The 18899-nt window shown below is 60.8% G+C and carries 18 protein-coding genes and 1 pseudogene; 12 read left to right on the plus strand and 7 right to left on the minus strand.

From position 1 onward, the window contains the following. Positions 1-118 precede the first annotated feature (118 nt). Positions 119-808, plus strand: a complete 690-nt coding sequence (locus ACYP01_RS16140; RefSeq protein ID WP_007735696.1) for a TetR/AcrR family transcriptional regulator — start codon at positions 119-121, stop codon at positions 806-808. Between the two features lie 38 nt (positions 809-846). Then, entirely contained in the window at positions 847-1698 is an 852-nt protein-coding gene (locus ACYP01_RS16145) for a PHP domain-containing protein (protein ID WP_459681120.1), read from the plus strand. A gap of 297 nt (positions 1699-1995) precedes the next feature. Here the strand turns inward: ACYP01_RS16145 and ACYP01_RS16150 are convergent, their stop codons facing one another. Next, positions 1996-2232: a CinA family protein gene (locus ACYP01_RS16150; RefSeq protein WP_459681123.1), complete on the minus strand. Its 237-nt coding sequence runs from the start codon at positions 2230-2232 to the stop codon at positions 1996-1998. Positions 2233-2973: 741 nt separating this feature from the next. After that, entirely contained in the window at positions 2974-4122 is a 1149-nt protein-coding gene (locus ACYP01_RS16155; RefSeq protein ID WP_459681126.1) for a glutamate--cysteine ligase 2, read from the minus strand. A gap of 160 nt (positions 4123-4282) precedes the next feature. Between ACYP01_RS16155 and ACYP01_RS16160 the strand changes: the two genes are divergently transcribed. Beyond that, the gene (locus ACYP01_RS16160) at positions 4283-4588 is read left to right on the plus strand and encodes a hypothetical protein (RefSeq protein WP_007735689.1); all 306 of its coding nucleotides are present in this window, start codon (positions 4283-4285) and stop codon (positions 4586-4588) included. Between the two features lie 57 nt (positions 4589-4645). On the opposite strand, the gene ACYP01_RS16165 is transcribed toward ACYP01_RS16160, so the two are convergent. From ACYP01_RS16165 to mbp1, 3 genes are all read right to left on the minus strand, one after another. Further along, positions 4646-4915: a DUF7218 family protein gene (locus ACYP01_RS16165; RefSeq protein WP_003943161.1), complete on the minus strand. Its 270-nt coding sequence runs from the start codon at positions 4913-4915 to the stop codon at positions 4646-4648. 87 nt (positions 4916-5002) lie between these two features. Continuing rightward, positions 5003-7171, minus strand: coding sequence for a catalase (locus ACYP01_RS16170; RefSeq protein WP_459681128.1), 2169 nt, complete (start codon positions 7169-7171; stop codon positions 5003-5005). A gap of 143 nt (positions 7172-7314) precedes the next feature. Beyond that, entirely contained in the window at positions 7315-7551 is a 237-nt protein-coding gene (gene mbp1, locus ACYP01_RS16175) for a microaggregate-binding protein 1 (RefSeq protein ID WP_003943084.1), read from the minus strand. A gap of 180 nt (positions 7552-7731) precedes the next feature. Here mbp1 and ACYP01_RS16180 point away from each other — a divergent pair, with 180 nt between their 5' ends. The 7 genes from ACYP01_RS16180 to ACYP01_RS16210 all read left to right on the plus strand — a co-directional run bounded on the left by ACYP01_RS16180 (position 7732) and on the right by ACYP01_RS16210 (position 14919). Then, positions 7732-8610, plus strand: coding sequence for a MurR/RpiR family transcriptional regulator (locus ACYP01_RS16180; protein ID WP_459681131.1), 879 nt, complete (start codon positions 7732-7734; stop codon positions 8608-8610). Between the two features lie 163 nt (positions 8611-8773). Continuing rightward, positions 8774-9904: an ABC transporter ATP-binding protein gene (locus tag ACYP01_RS16185; RefSeq protein WP_459681133.1), complete on the plus strand. Its 1131-nt coding sequence runs from the start codon at positions 8774-8776 to the stop codon at positions 9902-9904. 49 nt (positions 9905-9953) lie between these two features. Next, the gene (locus tag ACYP01_RS16190; RefSeq protein ID WP_459681136.1) at positions 9954-11312 is read left to right on the plus strand and encodes an extracellular solute-binding protein; all 1359 of its coding nucleotides are present in this window, start codon (positions 9954-9956) and stop codon (positions 11310-11312) included. A gap of 50 nt (positions 11313-11362) precedes the next feature. Continuing rightward, a complete protein-coding gene (locus ACYP01_RS16195; RefSeq protein ID WP_459681138.1) occupies positions 11363-12115 on the plus strand; it encodes a tyrosine-protein phosphatase in 753 nt (250 codons plus the stop codon). A 24-nt stretch (positions 12116-12139) separates the two neighbouring features. Then, complete coding sequence (locus ACYP01_RS16200; protein ID WP_285181590.1) at positions 12140-13033, plus strand: phosphodiesterase; 894 nt, start codon at positions 12140-12142, stop codon at positions 13031-13033. Positions 13034-13042: 9 nt separating this feature from the next. Continuing rightward, positions 13043-13993 carry a carbohydrate ABC transporter permease gene (locus ACYP01_RS16205; protein ID WP_459681139.1) on the plus strand — a complete coding sequence of 317 codons (951 nt, stop codon included), beginning with the start codon at positions 13043-13045 and terminating at the stop codon, positions 13991-13993. Between the two features lie 8 nt (positions 13994-14001). Beyond that, entirely contained in the window at positions 14002-14919 is a 918-nt protein-coding gene (locus tag ACYP01_RS16210; RefSeq protein ID WP_459681141.1) for a carbohydrate ABC transporter permease, read from the plus strand. Positions 14920-14932: 13 nt separating this feature from the next. On the opposite strand, the gene ACYP01_RS16215 is transcribed toward ACYP01_RS16210, so the two are convergent. Beyond that, the gene (locus ACYP01_RS16215) at positions 14933-15397 is read right to left on the minus strand and encodes a hypothetical protein (RefSeq protein WP_225320190.1); all 465 of its coding nucleotides are present in this window, start codon (positions 15395-15397) and stop codon (positions 14933-14935) included. A gap of 286 nt (positions 15398-15683) precedes the next feature. Here ACYP01_RS16215 and helR point away from each other — a divergent pair, with 286 nt between their 5' ends. Continuing rightward, positions 15684-17900, plus strand: a complete 2217-nt coding sequence (gene helR / locus ACYP01_RS16220; protein ID WP_459681335.1) for an RNA polymerase recycling motor ATPase HelR — start codon at positions 15684-15686, stop codon at positions 17898-17900. Here the strand turns inward: helR and ACYP01_RS16225 are convergent. Further along, complete coding sequence (locus tag ACYP01_RS16225; protein WP_003942865.1) at positions 17862-18623, minus strand: IclR family transcriptional regulator; 762 nt, start codon at positions 18621-18623, stop codon at positions 17862-17864. The genes helR and ACYP01_RS16225 overlap by 39 nt on opposite strands. A 69-nt stretch (positions 18624-18692) precedes the next feature. Here ACYP01_RS16225 and ACYP01_RS16230 point away from each other — a divergent pair. Continuing rightward, positions 18693-18899: pseudogene (locus ACYP01_RS16230) on the plus strand (2-keto-4-pentenoate hydratase); the annotation flags it as partial.

Genomic DNA, 18899 nt, shown 5'->3' on the forward strand with positions numbered 1-18899 from the left:
ATTGATTAGTTGAGATGCAATTTGCCAGTACACAAACAGCTATCAATCGACTGATTGACAGCCGGTCGATTTCGGCGGCGATGCTAGCATGATTGGGCAACCAACCGAAATGAGGATCATGGACCTGGGGCGCGTTCAACGGGCGGCAGTCACCCTGTTCGCGACGAAAGGATTCGCCGCCACCGGCATTCGTGAGCTCGGAGCCGAAGCCGGCATCAACTCGGCAACGCTCTACCACTACGTCGGCAGCAAAGAGTCACTGTTGGCCTCGATCATTCGGTCTTGCCTCGACGAGCTGACGCAGTCGGGAGAGCGGGCAATGCGCCGAAGCGCCGATCCCGTAGTCCAGCTCGCCGGCCTGGTGTCGTCACACGTCGGCATTACCGCCGTCAACCAACTGACTGCCCGCGTCGCCGAGTACGAGATGCGCGGGTTGACCGGAGACAACCGCATCGAGTTGCAGACCCTGCGCGACGAGTACGAGCAACTTTTCGGACAGATCCTCGAACGCGGACAACGCGTGGGCGCCTTCGACATCGAAGATCTGGCATTGAGCCGACTCGCGATACTCGAGATGTGTACCGGGGTCGCGCATTGGTACCGGCCCGGTGGGCGTCTCGAGTTGGAAGATGTCCAGCGATTCTTCGTCAGCACCACGTGCAAGCTTCTGTCGGTTCCGTCCGACGAACTGCACGGTGTGGAGTTCATTCACGACGTCCGAAAGCTGGACAGCGAGCCCGAGACTCAGTCCTCCGAGATCTGGGGAACCACTGCACAGAGCGAATTCGCGCGACAGTCCGAGCTTTAACCGCCCCCCGAAACTCCCGGCTCTGGTACGAACTGAACATGCAACTACCCGCGGACAGTCATGTTCACAGCGAGTGGTCGTGGGACACCGGCGGACCGCTGTCGCACGCATCCGGACGAATGCAACAGACTTGCGCGCGTGCCGAAGCAATCGGATTGCCGGCGTTGGTGTTCACCGAGCATCTCGACTTCGATGCTCGGTGGCGCACAACCGCCGCAGATCTTATGCCCCATCAACATCACCTGCTGAGCACCGACGGCTATGTCCGCGCACCGATCCTCGACGTCGACGGCTATCTCGACAGCATCGAACGATGCCGACACCGTTTTCCTGAATTGCGGATACTCACCGGCGTCGAGTTCGGACAACCGCACCTGCACGAAGCGCAGGCGTCGCACCTCCTTGATCTCGGTGTCATCGACCGGGTATTGGGTTCCTTGCACACCCTCGAAGTCGGCGACGATCGGAGTGAACCGAACACTCTGTTTCGAAAGTGGAGTGCCGACGAAGTCATGTGGGCATACCTCGATGAGATCCCGCGTATGGTGGCTGGCTCTCGGACCTTCGAGGTGTTCACCCATATCGACTACGCGGTGCGTGCATGGCCGATCGAAAGTGCCGGACCTTTCGATCCCCGTCGATTCGAAGAGGGATTCCGAAATGCGATGCGCGCCATCGCCGACAGCGACCGGATCCTCGAGATGAACACCCGTCGGCTGTGGCCCTGGATACCCCAATGGTGGAGCGAAGAGGGAGGTAAAGCGGTGACATTCAGCAGCGATGCACATGTGCCCGAAGCTCTGGCAGCCAATTTTCCGGAAGCGACCGCGATGCTCGCGCACTACGGATTCCGTCCGGGTCAACGTCCCGAGGAGTATTGGACCCGCTGATCCGCCTGATTCCAGACCGATATTTCCGTGAGCTCGGGTTGTCGGAGACGGATCAACCCGCAATAGTCGATGTATGGATCGGTACAAAATCACGATGCCCGACGGCTCTTCGACCGAGGAACCTTTCAACTCCGACAAGGAAGCAATCACTTGCGCAGTGGATGCGAACCGAGGAGTCAGCAAGAACCTCGTAGTCGAAAAATACACGGCCGACGGTCATCTGGTTCCAACCGCGCAGGCGCCTGCGAAACACACAGGTCGTCACAAGAAGAACCGTTCGAAGAGTTGAAAACTCGACTAGTACACAACTCTCGAACTCGGAGTGTGGCGATCGGATGCGTGACGCAGAAGTAGTTGGATCGCGTGCTCGACATTTGCACCGAGGACAGCTTCGGGGTCGCCCGAGAAAACTTGCTTCTCCGTTTCGGCCGTCCCATGGTCGACGATTCCGAACCACACAGTTCCGGATCGAACGTTCTCCTGGGTATCAGGACCGGCTTCACCGGTGACGGCCAGCGCCAGCGCCGCACCCAAGTCAACGATCCGCAGTGGAGACTGTCAGACCACGCTCTTCGACCACGGTGGCCGGTCGACTGCACAGCGCGTCAAGGTCCTTGTCCGACGGAAAGTCCGGGGCGCGGATCGCCATTCATATGTTGTCCCTCTTGTCTTCACTCCTCCCAACCCCCGGTTGATGTGCCGGCCCCACTCCGCTTTCGCTGGAAGCCGATTCAGTCGCTTCCGCGGCGGGTTGCTCGTCTGCAGGGGATGCAGTTCTTCCACCAGGAGTCTCTTCCGCCGGTGGTGCCTTGAACTCAGAATCGACGACAGGTTCGCCGGCCCCTCCAGTATTCGGCCCACCAGAACTCTCGGCCTCCTTGAAGGCCGACTTCTTTGCGGTTTCCTGACGTCCCTCGTAGGGCGGCACAGCCGGTTCGGATGCGGTGGGCTCGGCGGGCGTCGTCTCGGTTCCTTCTACCCCCGAGATAGTCTCCTCGTCGTCGAACGAGCCGGAAGGGCGATCTACCGGACCGCCGCCTGGTTCATTCGAGCCCGTGCCTCGGGAGCCCGGGGCTCCACGCGCAGACTGCGGTTCTTCGGACGCCCGTTCACCAGATTCGTTTGTCATGACTAACCCTTCGCCATCATGCGACTCGCGACGCGGCCTGCAGACGGGATGATTTCCGCACGGGGAGTCGACAAGCCCTCATTTCCAGTGAACTCGGCACAAAATTGGAAGTCAACGCCTCCCCGTAGCCGGTAGGTTCCCGCCGCCTACATGTCACTGACCCCTTGCGAACTGCACCCTTCGAAAGTGCGTCGAGCGCACTCGTCGATCACATCAGCTACACGTGACCGACGCGTGAGTTGACGGCGCTGCACGATCGCCCCGTTTCCGTTGCTGAACACCTTGTCCAAGGAGGCCGTGACCTGCTCGAATTCTCCGAATGCAGTCAACGCAGGTTCGACGTGATCCACCAATTGCCGAACCGCCTGGTGTGCAGTCAGCAAGCGCACGGATTCCACGTCCAGCGACCTCCCGTCGAGTCCGTCACGCGCCGCCCGCCAGCAAGCCGCGCGGAGTAGCTCGTGATCGACGGCAGGCGCTGCTTCACCTTTCGTGATCGCGGCGGATGCGGTACCGACGAGTGCCTGCACCAGTGTGGCCAGGGTCATCGTCTCCTCCACGGTGGCGGGCACGTCGCTGATCCGAATCTCCACGGTGGGAAGGTGATCCGACATGCGCACATCCCAATAGACCATGTGTGGATCGAGAATGACCCCTGTCTCCAGCATCGCTGCAACAGCATCTTCGTAGTGCGCCACGGACTCGAAGTAGGGCGGCGGACCCGAACTGGGCCATCGGCCGAACAGAACGTAACGCCAACTCGCATAACCGGTATCGCGACCGGCGCTGATCGGAGAGTTCGCCGTCAATGCCAACAAGGTCGGTAACCAAGGGCGCAGATGGTTGATGATCTGGACCGATCGTTCTCGATCTTCCACACCGACATGAATGTGGCAACCACACATCACACCTTCGGTGATCGCTCCGAATTGACCGGCCATTCGCTGGTATCGCGACGTTTGAGTGATCTCGTCTACCGGCGGATCGTAGAACGGCGTCCCGACTGCGATGAGTTGACAACCCACACGGGCAGCGGCGTCGGCGGTGACGGCACGCGACTCACAGAGTTGATCACGAAGATCACGAATATGGTTTCCGATCGACGTGGACGTCTCCACCTGACAGCGCGTGAGTTCGAGTTGCAGCGAGATACCGAGTTCCCGCCCGACGGCAGCAACCTCGGAGTTGCGCAGAGTGGGACGTCCAGTCTGCGGATCGCAGAGCAAGAACTCCTCTTCGACACCGAGAGTCGGTGTACCTACCGAGAATATGTCGGGAGTCGGCTTCGCGTTCATAGGCCTTCCTCGCACCGGTTTTCATCCACATCCGATACTTCGAGCGTACGACCTTCTACCCCTTTCGGCACTACTCCAACCGTTTCATCCAGTCGCCGATCGGGTAGTTGCCCTGTGAACCGACGACGAGCGAAGAATCGCAAGTCTTCATGAGCTCAGGATGGAGTGTGCCGTGACAAACGCGAGCGAAAGTTCACCGGTAGATGACGAACACACAAATCGATCGCACGTAGGGGAGGCAATCAGCGACGGTCGCAACTATCCCGGATACCTGCTGATCGGACTGGGCCTGGCAACACTCGGATTGACCTTGGTGGCAGCAGGTTACGGATTTCGTGGTTGGGCAGTCATTGCCGGCGTCGTGTGTGTGGTGTCCTTCATCGTCGGAACACTGGCCATCTTAATGGAACACCGACGGGTCAAACGACTGGAAGGTCAGGAACTCTTCGATCAAGAAGGGCACTGAACCGACCGCTCGAGTCGTATTCTGCTCAAGCAGAATACGACTCGAGCAGAACACAGCTCAGTGAGTGCGGAGCTGCTCGATCAGCTCACCCTTGTTCAGCTTCGAATAGCCGTGCAGATCGAGTTCCTTGGCACGTTTCTTCAGCTCGTCGACTGTCCACTCCTCGTACGGCGAGGATTGTCCGCCGGACTTGGCGACATTCGACCGCCCTCGATTGGCGGCCGCATTGGAGATTCGGGCCGCCTTCTCCTTGGAATCGCCCTTCTCGCGTAGCTCTTCGTAGAGTTCTTGATCCTTGAGTTGAGGTTGTGAGTCCTTGCGAGCCACTGTTTCGTCCCTTCACTCGTCTTCACTCCGACGGTGTGGCCGAACTGGCAATTCGGCCACACCGCAGGTTCGAACGTACGTCGGCACTCAGGATGTAGGCAGCACCTCGAAACGCCCCCACACGCGGTGCGTCTTCAGAAGCTGAGCCAGCGAGGCGAGCGCTCCTTCCGCGTCTGCATCGACGACGACTCCCAATGCAGACTCGTCGATACCGGCCGCAGCCAGCGCACTCATGCTCTCTCCCCAACCACCAATTGCCTTGCTGTGACGATACATTTCGTTCAGCAGAGTCTCCACCCGTGGATCCAACTTGCCCTCGCCTATCCGAGAAACGTCGCCGCTCAGCAGGATTGCATCGAATTCGATCGAACGAGCTGTGAGGTACGTTCGCTGCACCGTCACCGCGTCGTCACCGTCCCCGATGGTTCCGCCGTGCGGGCCGAGGATCAGCGGCACCATGCCGGCGTCGAAGATCTTGTCTCGAACGGCGACAACCGTTTCGAGATCGGAGTTCTCATCGACCAGTAGTGCGATGATCCTTCCGTCTACCGGCCATTCCGCGCCAACCTGAGACAGTGCAGGGCTGAGCTCCGGATCGCTCAACGGCTCCGTCGGTTCGGGAACCGGAAGGCCAAGCCCCCCTGCGACAATCGACACGAGGCCCGCGTCGATGTTCGCCAAGATGCCCAGATTCCGGGTCTTGATGTTCTCCTCGTAGCACTTGCCCAATTCGAAGGTATACGCCTGCGCGACGTGCTCCTGTTCGACAGGGGAGAGACTGCGGTAGAAGAGTCGAGCTTGCGAGAAGTGATCGTCGAACGATGCCGGCGCCTGCCTCACCTTGCGCCCTGAAACTTCCTCAGGCACCTCGATATAGGCCGCGCTGTCCGCCGAGGCCAAGAACGGGCACCCACCGTCCAACGAATTGGGATGATACGGCGCGACTCCGGTATGCACACCGTCCTGATGAAAGCCGTCGCGAAGCATGTCGTTGACAGGCGCGTGAGGACGGTTGATCGGGATCTGATCGAAATTGGGGCCACCGAGTCGCGTGATCTGGGTGTCGAGGTACGAGAACAAACGTGCCTGCAGGAGACGATCGTTGGTGATGTCGACCCCCGGAACCAAGTGGCCCGGATGGAATGCAACCTGCTCGGTCTCGGCGAAGAAGTTCGTCGGATTGGCGTCGAGTGTCATCGTTCCGATGACCTGAACCGGCGCGAGTTCTTCGGGCACGATCTTGGTGGGATCCAATAGATCTATGCCTTCGAACATTTCGTCTTCGGTATCAGGGAACACCTGCACGCCCAGATCCCAGGACGGATACGCGCCCGCCTCGATGGCGTCGGCAAGATCGCGTCGATGGAAATCCGGATCCACACCGCCGGCGATCTGCGCTTCCTCCCACACGAGTGAATGCACTCCGGCGGCCGGCTTCCAGTGGAATTTCACCAGATTCGTCTCGCCCTCGGCATTCACGAGCCTGAACGTGTGAATACCGAAGCCCTCCATCATGCGATAGGAGCGCGGGATGCCGCGATCGGACATGTTCCACAATGTGTGCGCCGTGGCCTCGGTGTGCAGCGACACGAAATCCCAGAAAGTGTCGTGCGCGCTCTGCGCCTGCGGAATCTCGCGGTCCGGGTGGGGCTTCGCGGCATGGATGATGTCCGGGAATTTGATGCCGTCCTGAATGAAGAACACCGGGATGTTGTTGCCCACCAGGTCGAAGACACCTTCGTCGGTGTAGAACTTGGTGGCGAAACCGCGTGTGTCGCGTACGGTGTCCGCCGAACCTCGTGAACCCAGCACCGTCGAGAACCGCACGAACACCGGGGTTCGAGCACCGGAAGCGAACACCGATGCTTTACAGATGTTTTCGGCTGCGCCATTCGCCAGGAACGTTCCATGTGCGGCCGCCCCGCGGGCGTGGACGACGCGCTCCGGAATTCGCTCGTGGTCGAAGTGTGTGATCTTCTCACGCAGGTGGTGGTCTTGAAGAAGAGTCGGGCCGCGCTCGCCGGCGGTGAGTGAGTGGTCGGTTTCGTAGAGACGTGTACCGGTTGCGGTGGTGAGGTACTCCCCCCGCTGGCCGCGACCATTTCCCTTCACCTTCTCCTCAGCACCCGCGACGGTACGCACCTCCGGCTGCCGCTGGTCATCCTTGGGCGGCAACGGCTGTCGAGGCTTGACCGGCTCTTTCAGGTCCGGCGCTTTCGGGGCCGGCGCACCTGGGACGGACTGAGATGAAGGCATCGAACAGCTCCTCTTGATCGTCATGCTGGGCGCAAGAATCTTGTTACGCCTTATGTAAGTAGAGATTTCAAACTGAACGCGGAGCCACGACTCACCCCCGGGCTGGGATCAATCCCAGGCCGAGGGTGACGAGTGCGTCAGGGCTATTGCTCGGACTTCTGTCGCGCTTCGTCCGCGGCCGCTTCTGCGCGAGCCTTCTCGGCTTCTGCCTCTTTCTTCGCGACTTCTCGCTGGCTTTCGGCCTTGTCCTGCTGGGCGCGGCCCTCTCGGGTCAAACTGTCGTTTCCGGAAACCGCACCCACGGCTTCCTTGGCCTTACCCTTGACGTCCTCTACGACGCCTTTGATTCCCTCGCTGGGACCGCTCTTGTCATCTGGCACGTTGACCCTCCAATACGTTTCGGATTGTTGCTCAGGGATCCCACCCAGGTAGGACTCCCACACAGAAGGCCCTACCCCGTCGAAATTCGCATAAACATCCGTGCACCGACACGCCGCAACGCGTACAAGAAGCGGCCACCGAGGGGAGTGCCGTTCACTCTCGTGTGTTATTCAGTGCTCATGAGCCAGTTACAGACCGATCCCCCCGTGGGCGGAACGCTGTCCACGATTCGCGCACTTGCGCCCAACCTGGCTCCGAGCGAGCGACGCGTCGCGGACATCTGCATAGCCCGGCCCAAGGAGTTCGCCTGGTGGTCGGCGGCAGATGTGGCCGAGCACGCGTCCACGTCGACAGCAACGGTTATTCGAGCATGTCAGAATCTCGGATTCAAAGGCTTTCAGCATCTGCGGATGCTGCTGCTCAGAGATCTCGGCGCTACGGAATCACGCGTGCAGGATGCATCGCACACCAAGGACAGCATAGGGCTGATGCAAGCGGTATTCGGCGAAGTGGCGGCCGATCTCGGCGGAGCACTCACACCACTGGATCGCGATGCTTTCGACCAGGCCGTCGAAGCCATCGCCGACGCCGACCGCGTACTCGTTGTGGGAAACGGGGTATCCGGGCCGTCGGCATCCGCAGTGGCTGTGCGGTTCATCGTGAACGGACGGACCGCGGAAGCACCCACCGATGCAGTGATGCAGCAGCTGACAGCCCGCCACCTCACCTCTCGAGACGTCTGTCTGGCGATCAGTGACAGTGGACTCAACTCGTTGACCCTCCAACCCGCCCATGCCGCGAAAGAGGCCGGCGCCACCGTCATCGGCGTGACCGGATACGCACGTTCCCCACTGGTGGAACTGGCCGACATGGGCCTGGTTCTCGGTGGCGGAACCGGGCCGTGGGGCGCGCACGGCGCTTCGGCAACCGTCATCCAGCTGACCTTTCTGATCGGCCTCCAGATCGCCGTCAGTGAACGACGCGGCGGGTCGGCGGAAGCTGCCGCCCAGACCCTCGAGCATGTGATCGGAATCCTCAATCACGGTTCCACTAGCTGAAATTCGGAACCTCCATACGTTCCGGCCCGAATAGTTGCCCTGAGAATTACGGACATTTACGACAGCGTTCGATCGCCGTTCACCTTCGACTGGCTAACTTCCGATGTAACGAAAATTCCCAATTCGATGCGATTGGGTAACGTCATTTCATCGGGAGAAGCCAATGGGCAGGATTCGAATAGAGAATCTGAGTCGGAAGTTCGCAGATGTCACCGCAGTCGACAACATCGACATCGATGTTCGTGACGGCGATTTCCTGGTCCTCCTCGGGCCCAGTGGCTGCGGTAAGACGACACTGCTGAGGATGCTCGCCGGCCTGCTGGAACCGACCAGCGGCCGGATATTGCTCGACGACGAAGACATCACCACCACCCCCGCGCGTCGACGCGACGTCGCCATGGTGTTCCAGAACTATGCGCTCTACCCGCACCTCTCCGTGGCAAAGAACCTCGGATTCCCCTTGAAGGTGAAGAAGATCGACAAAGCCTCCGCAGTAGCGCGTGTCGAGGAGGTAGCACAGCAGCTCGAGATCGCACATCTGCTGGAGCGCAAGCCGAAGGAGTTGTCTGGTGGCCAGCGCCAGCGAGTGGCGGTGGGACGCGCGATCGTTCGAAATCCGAAGGCGTTCTTGATGGACGAACCTCTGTCGAATCTCGACGCGAAGCTCAGAACGGCGACCCGTCGTGAGCTCACCGACCTCCACCGACGGTTGGGCGCCACCTTCGTCTACGTCACCCACGACCAGGTCGAGGCAATGACAATGGCGACGCGTATCGCACTGCTCAACCATGGCAGGCTCGAACAACTCGGCACCCCGGAGGATGTCTACGATCGTCCGGCATCGGTGTTCGTCGCAGGATTCCTGGGCAGTCCAGCCATGAATCTTGTTGATGCGAGAGCATTCTCGACGGACGGGCAAGTGAGGGTTTCGGCAGAAGGAATCGAAGCCTCACTCTGGTCAGGGGAGACCGATTCGCGCGACGTCGTATTCGGCATTCGTCCCGAACACCTCACACCGATACATCCAGGCACGGATTCCGGAACCGGTGCGCGTATCACCGTCGACGTCACTTCGGTCGAGAACCTCGGAAGCGAGCAAGTGGCCTACTGTCTGGTCGGGTCGACCACGATCTGCGTGCGCGCTCCGCGACCGATCGCACTTCACGAGGGTCGGCCCGCGGTGCTGTCCGCCGAACTGCGCCATCTTCACCTCTTCGACCGATCCAGCGGACGGCGACTCGAATGGCTGGACATACCAGCAACATTGGACCTTGATACATCCGTTCTCAGCTGAACCTTCAACTCATCCTCTGACACTGCATTCCACCACCAGGAGATTTGTCATGCGCAAAACACGATGGAAGATCGCCACAGCATTGGCGGCATCCCTCGCCCTTGCCGGATGTGCCACGGGAGGTGCCACCACCGGCGGCTCCGATTCCGCAGTACAGGTTCCGGAACTCGACCCGAATCAGCAGGTCGACATCGTCTTCGAGTCCTACAACCTTGCCCAGGCAGGTTTGTGGACAGACACCGTCACCGGTCTCATCTCCGACTTCGAGGCCGCCCACCCGAACATTCACGTCAAAGCTCAGCCGCCGCAGAGCGGTGGTGCGGCCGGTTCCGGCACCGCGAGCAGCGTGCAAACACAGATGCTCGCCGGTTCGCCACCCGATGTCGCTCAATTAACTTTCGACACACTTGATTTCGCCGTCACCGCACTGAAAGCAAGAAATCTTGACGACCTTGTCGGCAAGGACGCAGTGCAGGCGAACTTCGGCGGCGACCATCCCTTCCACCCCAGAGCTGCAACACTCGGCGACTGGAATGGGGAAACCTACGGCGTTCCGTACGTGTTCTCCACCCCGACATTGTTTTACAACTCCACCGCACTGACCGAGGCCAGGCTCCCGGCCGATACCGATCTCTCCACCTGGAGCAAGGTTGCCGCTGCCGCAAAGGCAGTGACCTCCAAGACAGGAAAGCCGTCGCTCGGAGTGAGCTGTTCGGTCAAGGGTGGCAGCTGGTGTATGCAGGCACTCTTCAAATCGGCCGGAGGGGGTGTGTTGTCCGAAGATCGCAAGACCATCGAATTCGGTGAGCCTGCCTCAGTGTCGGCAGTCACCATGCTTCGTGGACTCTACGAGGACGGAGTCTTGGTGAACGCGGATTCGGCCACACAGTACGAAGGTTTCGCAAAGGGCGACATCGCGATCGATCTCAACACGTCTGCGCTGCAAGGCATGTTTGTCAGTTCTGCGGCCAAGGCGGGTTGGGATCTGCGCGCTACCGCAATGCCTGCCTTCGACGGGCAGGCAGCGGTTCCCACCAATTCAGGTTCGGTCCTCTCCGTCTTCTCGCAAGACCCGGCAAAGGCCCGCGCTGCTTGGGAACTGATCAAATTCATGACCAGCGATCACGCGTACACACAGATCTCCACCAAGATCGGATACCTGCCTCTCCGCTCTTCGCTGACACAGGATCCTGCTGCACTCAAGCCATGGGCCGACAGCAATCCGCTACTGGCGCCCAACCTCAAGCAGCTCGACTCGCTTCAGCCGTGGCAGTCGTACCCCGGTAACAGCTACGTCCAGGTCGACGACATTCTCGCGCAAGCCATCGAGGAATCCGTGTTCTACGGCAAGGACCCGAAAGCGACCATGCAAGCCGCGCAGCAACGGGCTCAGGACTTGATCGGTTGACACGGCCCATTCCAATTCCAGCGAACATCACTTCCGAATCGGGAACAACTATGACTACAGCTCTTCCGGTTCAGCGGGCCAATCGTCGGCTCGACCTGAACGGCACCTACAACCTTCGCGACGTGGGCGGATACGCTACCCGCGACGGCCTCAGCACCAAGTGGAACAAGCTCTTTCGTGCGGACGCTCTTCATCGACTCGATCAAGCTGACCGCGAGATTCTCCGCGCCCGTGGGCTGGCCTTCGTCATCGACCTGCGCGAGCAGGAAGAGTTGGACACAGCACCGAATGCTCTCGGAGGACTGGACCTCCAGCAATTCCACCTGCCCATCTTCGAGAGCGAAATAAACTCTCGAGAAACAAGTTTGGACCTTGCAGCAATCTACGCGAAGGTCATCGATCAATGCGGTGTCCGACTGGTTCGAGCTGTACGCGCAATCGCAGAGTCCGACGACAGCGCAGTACTCGTGCACTGCACGGCAGGCAAAGACCGTACCGGCCTCGTCGTTGCACTCGCTCTGGCAGCGGTCGGCGTTGACTACCGCGACATCGTCGCGGACTATTCGCTCTCGGAGGTCATGTTGGCCGGCGAGTGGGCATCGGCCATGGCCGTCAAGATGCGCGAATACGGCATCGGCGACGGGGAGAACCTCGCCCAGCTCGTCGGGGCAAGCCCGGCTGCGCTCATGCGGGCAAGCCTGCAATCCATCGACGATTCGTACGGATGTGCCTCCGATTACCTTCTTGCCCACGGAATGAGCTCCGAAGAACTCGACCGCCTACATCTTGCACTGGTCAACTGACACACACTTGAAGGAGAATTTTTCATGTCCCAGTACGGCGAACCCGATCACTACATCTTGCACCTCAGCGATACTCACTTCGTCACCGACGGAGATCTTCTCCACGATTCCGTGGACAGCGATGCCAATCTGGCACGCATCTTCGAGCGACTGGAACGGACTGGCCAGCGTCCTGAGGCTATCGTCTTCACCGGCGATCTGGCCGACATGGGGGAACCCGAGGCATACGTGCGACTGCGCCGGATCGTCGAACCGGCCGCCGAACAGCTAGGCGCAAAGGTGATTTGGGTCATGGGGAATCACGACGCACGCCCGGCATTCCGTAGCGGCCTGCTGGATACCGCTCCGACCCAGGAATCCGTCGACTCGGTGGTCGACGTGAACGGCCTCCGCATCGTCGTGTTGGACAGCACTGTTCCCGGAAGCCATCACGGCCTGATCACCGACGAACAGCTCGCTTGGCTCGAAGAGGTTCTGGCTGTACCCGCACCACACGGAACCCTTCTCGCGCTGCACCATCCGCCAGTCCCTTCGGTTCTGGATGTGCTCACTTTGGTGGAACTGAAGGAGCAGAACAGACTTGCCACGGTACTCGAGGGAACCGATGTTCGCGGTATCCTCGCTGGCCACCTGCACTACTCGACCACCTGTACCTTCGCCGGAATTCCCGTCTCGGTTGCCTCAGCGACCTGCTACACACAGGATCTTCTTGCGAACAAGGGCAGCATGCGCGGCCGCGACGGTGCACAGGCATTCAACATGGTCCATGTGTTCCGAGATCGGGTTCTGCACACGGTAGTTCCGGTAGAGGAGTCGGCAACTGTATACGAAGTGAGCGCGGAGTATCTTGCGGAGGCGATCTCCAAGCTGGTTCCTGCGAGCAATTCGTCCAGTCCCTCTGCTGCACTGGCGAATTGAGTTTCGAACATGTTTGTCGAAGTTCCAAGCACCGGCGGGTCGGAGCGTGCCGTAGCGGCGCGCCCGGCCCGTTCCGGGTGGGCGCCCCGCGCCTTGGTGCATTACCTGTACCTGCTGCCGGCTGTGGTGTTATTGATCGCGTGGATCTACAAGCCACTCGGCGAGACTGTCAATCTGTCCTTCTACAAGTGGAACATGGTTCCCACCACTCCCAAAGTGGCTGTAGGACTGGATAATTACACGCGTGTTCTGTCGTTGCCCGAGTTGCATCAGGCACTACGAAACACCGTGGTCTACACACTCGCCTTCATGGTGTTCTCGCTGTTGCTGCCGATCGTCATCGCGTTGGTGTCCAAGCGGATATCCGGACGGTCCAAGACGATCTATCAAGCTCTGATCTTTGTCCCGTTCCTGGTGACACCGATCGCGGGCAGTGCCGTCTGGCGTTGGCTCTTCAATCCCGACGGCGGCGCAATCCCACGGGTGGCCGCAACGTGGGGAATAGAGATGGGCAACATCTTTCGTGATCCGAAATTCGCACTGCTAGGCGTCGTCGTGATCGTCGGATGGCAAATGCTCGGGTTCGGTGTCCTGGTCATCTCGGCTGGGCTTGCCGGCATCAACCCGGACTACGCTTCGGCAGCGTCACTCGACGGCGCATCCGAGGCGACGATCACCCGAAAGATAACGCTGCCACTGCTCTCCCCGACACTGGTCTTCCTCGCCCTCATGACGATTCTGCTGGGTGCGCAGTGGGCCTACCCCGTGATCGACATTCTCACCCAGGGTGGACCGAGCGGTGCGTCCACGAACATCTACTACCTGTTGTACCAGTTCGGTTTCCAGAACTTCGACGCCGGACTGTCAGCAGCCGCAGGCACTCTCTTCTTCGTCGGCTTCGGAATCATCGCCGTCATCTTCGTCCGCCTGTCGGACCGACTGAGCTTCTACGACAATTAGGAACTGACATGGCATTTGTTCTGGTCGACGCGCCCAGCCAGACGCATGGTCCCGGTGCAACTCCGGCGGTGGAACACCCCGACAAACGGAGCAAGAACAATGACGGACCGGTCCGGTCCCGCTCTCGAACACGGCGAGTGCTCGGGCATGTTGTCCTCGCGGCCGTGACCGTGTTCAGCATTTTCCCGATCTACTGGCTGTTCACCACGGCCTTTCGTCGCCCCGACGATTCTCTGTCGGCGAGTCCCCTCCCCTCGCCTTTCAGCCTCGAGAACTTCCGCTACGTGTGGAACACGATCCCGATGGCGTCGATGATGGTGAACACCTTCACCATGGCTTTGGCCATGTCGGTCAGCCAGTTGTTCGTCGCAATCCTTGCCGCGTACGGGTTCGCGCGGTGGAACTTCTTCGGCAAACAAGCGTTGTTTCTGCTCTTCGTCGGGTCGTGGCTGGTTCCGTTTCAGGTCACGATGATCCCCAACTACCTTCTCATTTCCCAGATGGGCTTGCTCAACACCGTCGCAGGCATCGTGATCCCGAACTTGTGCTCGGCTTTCGGAGTTCTGCTGATGCGTCAGCATATGGAGGCATTTCCACGGGAGTTACTGGACGCCAGTCAGATCGACGGACAGAACTCGTGGGCAACGCTGTGGAAGGTTGTGTTGCCCAACATGAAGCCCGCTCTCGCAGCACTCGGCATCATGCTGTTCATCTCGGCCTGGAACGAGTACCTTTGGCCCGCGCTGATCATGCGTCAGTCGAATTCCGTGCTGCAGATCGGTATCCGTAGCTTCCTCGGCGCCGAGGGGAACAACTGGGGTGCCATCATGGCGGCGTCCGGACTCGCGTGTCTGCCGATCTTCCTGATCTATCTCTTCCTTCAGCGCTACGTGCGCGACGCGTTTGTTCAGTCCGGCCTCAAGTAGCGATCACCCGTTCTCAGAAACTGTTTACCGGGCACAGGAATTGGCGGGACTCGTTCCAGAAGGGGAAGAGGTCGGTGGTGGTGGCCGTGGGGTGGTCGATCTCGGCGAGAGTGTAGAAATCGAGAATCGTCCGCCCGGCGGTTGCGCTGACCTCGCATGCCTGCAAGCTCAGTTTCGCCTCCGCCACGAAGCCGATACTGCGGGCGAAAGGTCCGAGAGTCCCGGCATTGACAAAACCCTCGAGGTTTTGTCCCCACTGGTTGTAGTCCGACTGCAAAGCAAAGCTGCATGTTTCACCGAACAACTCGGTGCAGGTTGTCGGCTTCCCACCGATCGTGTGAACCGTATCGGCGAGCTCGTGTGAAGTACCTTCGCGCGGTGATCCGGAAAGGAGAAGCAAGACGGCGACGGCCAAGGCAACCACCAGAAGGATGCTCGCGGCCGTTGCCAGTATCGCCTTCACAATCCCTCGATCCACGTAAGTTCATGAGGGGAACCGTTTTTGGAACACCGGTCACTGGATTTGTACCCGTGGCACTCGGGGTCCAAACATCGACCAGGCGCGGAGCCGTGCACCAGTCTGGGGGTTGCGAGAGGATCTGTGGGAAAAAGCCGGGGGAGGATCGACACTCCCTTCCACTATCAATGTATATCGCACCGGGGGCCTTGCGGCAAGGCCCGGGTAGTGCCGCAGAATGGCTCTTCCGATCCCGCACGACCCACTACGGGATCGGAACAGTCAGCGGAAGTGAGGGCACGTGCCAATCCAGGGATACGAAGAAGAACTGCGTTCCGAGCGGAACTATGTGGAGGGGCTCTACGCTCGCCTCGATGCGGAGCGCGCCCGAGTCAAGGGCAGGTACAGCACCGCTCTGCGCGGAAACGGCGAAGCACTCATGGAACGCGACGCCGAGGTGCGCGCGCTTGCCAAAGAGGTGAAGAGGCTGGACGTAGCCGACAACGGCCTGTGCTTCGGCCGGTTGGACTCGCTGTCGGGTGAGACTTCGTACATCGGCCGAATCGGCCTTCTCGATGCGGACAACGACTACGAACCGGTGCTGCTCGATTGGCGGGCGCCGGCATCTCGCCCGTTCTACGTTGCCACCGCTGCAAACCCGGAGAACATGCGTCGACGCCGTCAGTTCCACACACGCAGTCGACACGTGGTCGATTTCACCGACGAGGTACTCGGGCGCCCTGACGGCGCGGAACACGACACCCACAGCGATTCCGCCTTGCTCGCAGCAGTCAATGCACCCCGCGGTGAGGGAATGCGGGACATCGTGGCGACCATCCAGGCCGAACAGGACGACATCGTCCGACTCGAACACCCCGGGGTGCTGGTGATCGAAGGTGGCCCCGGTACCGGGAAAACCGTCGTCGCCTTGCACCGCGTCGCCTACCTGCTCTACACGCAGCGTGAGCGAATGGAACGTCACGGCGTTCTCGTGGTCGGGCCGAACCCGGCGTTCCTGAACCACATCGGCCGCGTACTGCCCTCACTGGGCGAGTCCGACGTGGTGTTCATGACCACCGGTGATCTCGTTCCGGGTTTACGCGTCACCGCCGAGGACGCTCCTGAGGCCGCTGGGCTCAAAGGTTCGCTGAAGATCCTGGACGTTCTCGGCGCAGCGATTGCCGATCATCAGCGATTGCCCGAGAACCCGTTGTTGATCGAATTGGCGGACGTCACAGTGCGAATCGACGCCGAAACTGCGGAGTGGGCCCGAGAAGAAGCTCGTTCGAGCGGACTCCCCCACAACGACGCTCGGACTGTGTTCACCGAAATCGTCACCTGGGCACTGACCGAGCGGGCGATAGCGCGGATCGGTAAGGGATGGTTGACCCGTAGTGACCGTGAAGCGTGGGAACAAGTGCGCGCAGATCTGACCGCAGAGTTGGCGGAGAATGACGCGTTTGCCGCCGCGCTCGACGCACTCTGGCCGATCCTCACACCGAAAGAGGTACTGACACAGCTGTTTACTTCGCCGGAACGCCTACGCAAGGCAGGCGCAGACGAGACACTGTTGCGCCGAGAGGGCGATGCCTGGACGGTGTCCGACGTTCCGCTTCTCGACGAATTGGTGGACATGCTCGGCCGGGACAAGCCCGTCGACCAGAGTGCCGAACGTGAACGCCGCGACGAGGCTGCGTATGCAGCGGGCGTGCTGGACATGATGATCAGTCGTGAAGACTTGATGGACGACGAGGATCATCTCCTCGCCCAGGACATGCTGTACGGCGAGGACCTGGCGGATCGTTTCGTCGAACGCGATACCCGGGAGCTCGCCGAACGCGCTGCTGCTGACCGAGACTGGACGTACAGGCATATCGTGGTCGACGAGGCACAAGAGCTGTCCGAGATGGACTGGCGAGTCCTGATGCGCCGTTGCCCGGACCGGTCTTTCACGGTGGTAGGTGATCTCGCGCAACGACGTTCACCCGCAGGTGCTCGCTCGTGGGCGACGATGATGGAGCCGTACGTTCCCGGCCGCTGGATCTACCGATCCCTGTCGGTGAACTATCGCACCCCCGCCGAGATCATGAGCGTCGCCGCCGCCTTGCTCGCCGAGTTCGCGCCAGACGTCCAGCCACCCGAGTCCGTCCGCGCCTGCGGGGTCCAACCGTGGTCCAAGCGAATCTCCGCCGACGAACTAGCCTCCGCCATCGACGAATTCAATCAGGACGAGGCCGGACGCGAGGGTACGAGCGTCGTCATCGGACCTGCGAGTGTGCCCGGCGCTGTGCCGGTTTCGGAAACGAAGGGCCTCGAGTTCGATGCCGTGCTCGTCGTGGAACCGGAGCGAATCATCGCCGACGGTCCACGTGGCGCCTCGGAGCTCTATGTCGCCCTCACCCGCGCAACCCAACGTCTCGGCGTCTTACACGAGGGGCCATTGCCGCACGCATTGACCGGGCTCGTCCGGGTCGGGACGGCCAGATCACCGCAGTCGTTCGCGGCGAGCGATGGTGCTGTGTAGGCCTTCGGCAGCGGCGCGAACGTAGGACACCTGGCTCTCGGGGACGAAGCGACTGGTGGGACCGGTGACACTGATGGCGGCGACGGGTTTGTCGTTGGTTCCGAATACCGGCGCTGCAACGCACGCGAGACCCGGCGCTGATTCCTCGCGCTCGAACGCAATACCGGTCTCGACCACTCGGTTCAGTTGGGTATTGAGAATGCCGGGCGCAACAATTGTGTGCGGGGTTCGGCGCGTCATCGGTTCCGACAGCACCTCGCGGCGAAACTCGTTGTCGGAGAATGCCAGGAGCGCCTTGCCGATCGCGGTGCAATAAAGCGGTATCCGGCCGCCGGTCCGGGACGGCGAGTTGGCTTGCCGGTGTCCGCCGATCTTCGCGACGTACACGACGTCGTGGCCGTCACGGACCCCCAGGTGGACTGTCTCGTGGGTCCGCTCGTACAGGTCCTGGAGGAACGGCATCGCCATCTCCAGGAGGCTACGTTCGAGAGAGGCGAGCATGCCGAGTTCGAAGAGGCCGCCGCTGAGCCGGTAGCCACCGTCGATACGGTCGAGCAGCCGGTTCGCGACCAGTTCGTTGGCCAGGCGGTGCACCGTCGCCTTGTGCAGGCCCGTCCGCTGGACCAGGGTGGCCAGAGGCAACACGTGGTCGTCGGCCCGGAAGGCGCGCAGGATCGTCACCGCCTTGCCGAGCACGGTGTCGAGGTTTGCGCTGCCAGTCACCTCCCCAGCGTATCGCTGAGTGAGACAGTTCCCTGGCGCAATCTCGGTGCCGCGGCGAAAGTAGTGGCCATGAGCCAGCCCACGAATACCAGTACAGCTAGCGAGACCGACATCGCAGCTGCTGCGGACCGCCTCGCAGCCGCCATCGCGAGCGGCACTCCCTGCGCGCCAGTACGCGATCTGATCGGCGCCGACGACCTCGTCGCCGCCTACGCTGTCCAGCGCCGCGTCGACGAAATCCGTCGGCAGGCGGGGGCCGTGGTCGTAGGCCGCAAG

This window comes from Rhodococcus sp. no. 34, from assembly GCF_054589475.1.

Coding starts and splice junctions, on each gene's coding strand:
- ACYP01_RS16155 (WP_459681126.1), bottom strand. CDS start 4,122: ATGAACGCGAAGCCGACTCCCGACATATTCTCGGTAGGTACACCGACT.
- ACYP01_RS16210 (WP_459681141.1), top strand. CDS start 14,002: ATGGCATTTGTTCTGGTCGACGCGCCCAGCCAGACGCATGGTCCCGGT.
- ACYP01_RS16140 (WP_007735696.1), top strand. CDS start 119: ATGGACCTGGGGCGCGTTCAACGGGCGGCAGTCACCCTGTTCGCGACG.
- ACYP01_RS16190 (WP_459681136.1), top strand. CDS start 9,954: ATGCGCAAAACACGATGGAAGATCGCCACAGCATTGGCGGCATCCCTC.
- ACYP01_RS16180 (WP_459681131.1), top strand. CDS start 7,732: ATGAGCCAGTTACAGACCGATCCCCCCGTGGGCGGAACGCTGTCCACG.
- ACYP01_RS16185 (WP_459681133.1), top strand. CDS start 8,774: ATGGGCAGGATTCGAATAGAGAATCTGAGTCGGAAGTTCGCAGATGTC.
- ACYP01_RS16145 (WP_459681120.1), top strand. CDS start 847: ATGCAACTACCCGCGGACAGTCATGTTCACAGCGAGTGGTCGTGGGAC.
- ACYP01_RS16195 (WP_459681138.1), top strand. CDS start 11,363: ATGACTACAGCTCTTCCGGTTCAGCGGGCCAATCGTCGGCTCGACCTG.
- ACYP01_RS16160 (WP_007735689.1), top strand. CDS start 4,283: ATGGAGTGTGCCGTGACAAACGCGAGCGAAAGTTCACCGGTAGATGAC.
- ACYP01_RS16205 (WP_459681139.1), top strand. CDS start 13,043: ATGTTTGTCGAAGTTCCAAGCACCGGCGGGTCGGAGCGTGCCGTAGCG.
- ACYP01_RS16170 (WP_459681128.1), bottom strand. CDS start 7,171: ATGCCTTCATCTCAGTCCGTCCCAGGTGCGCCGGCCCCGAAAGCGCCG.
- ACYP01_RS16200 (WP_285181590.1), top strand. CDS start 12,140: ATGTCCCAGTACGGCGAACCCGATCACTACATCTTGCACCTCAGCGAT.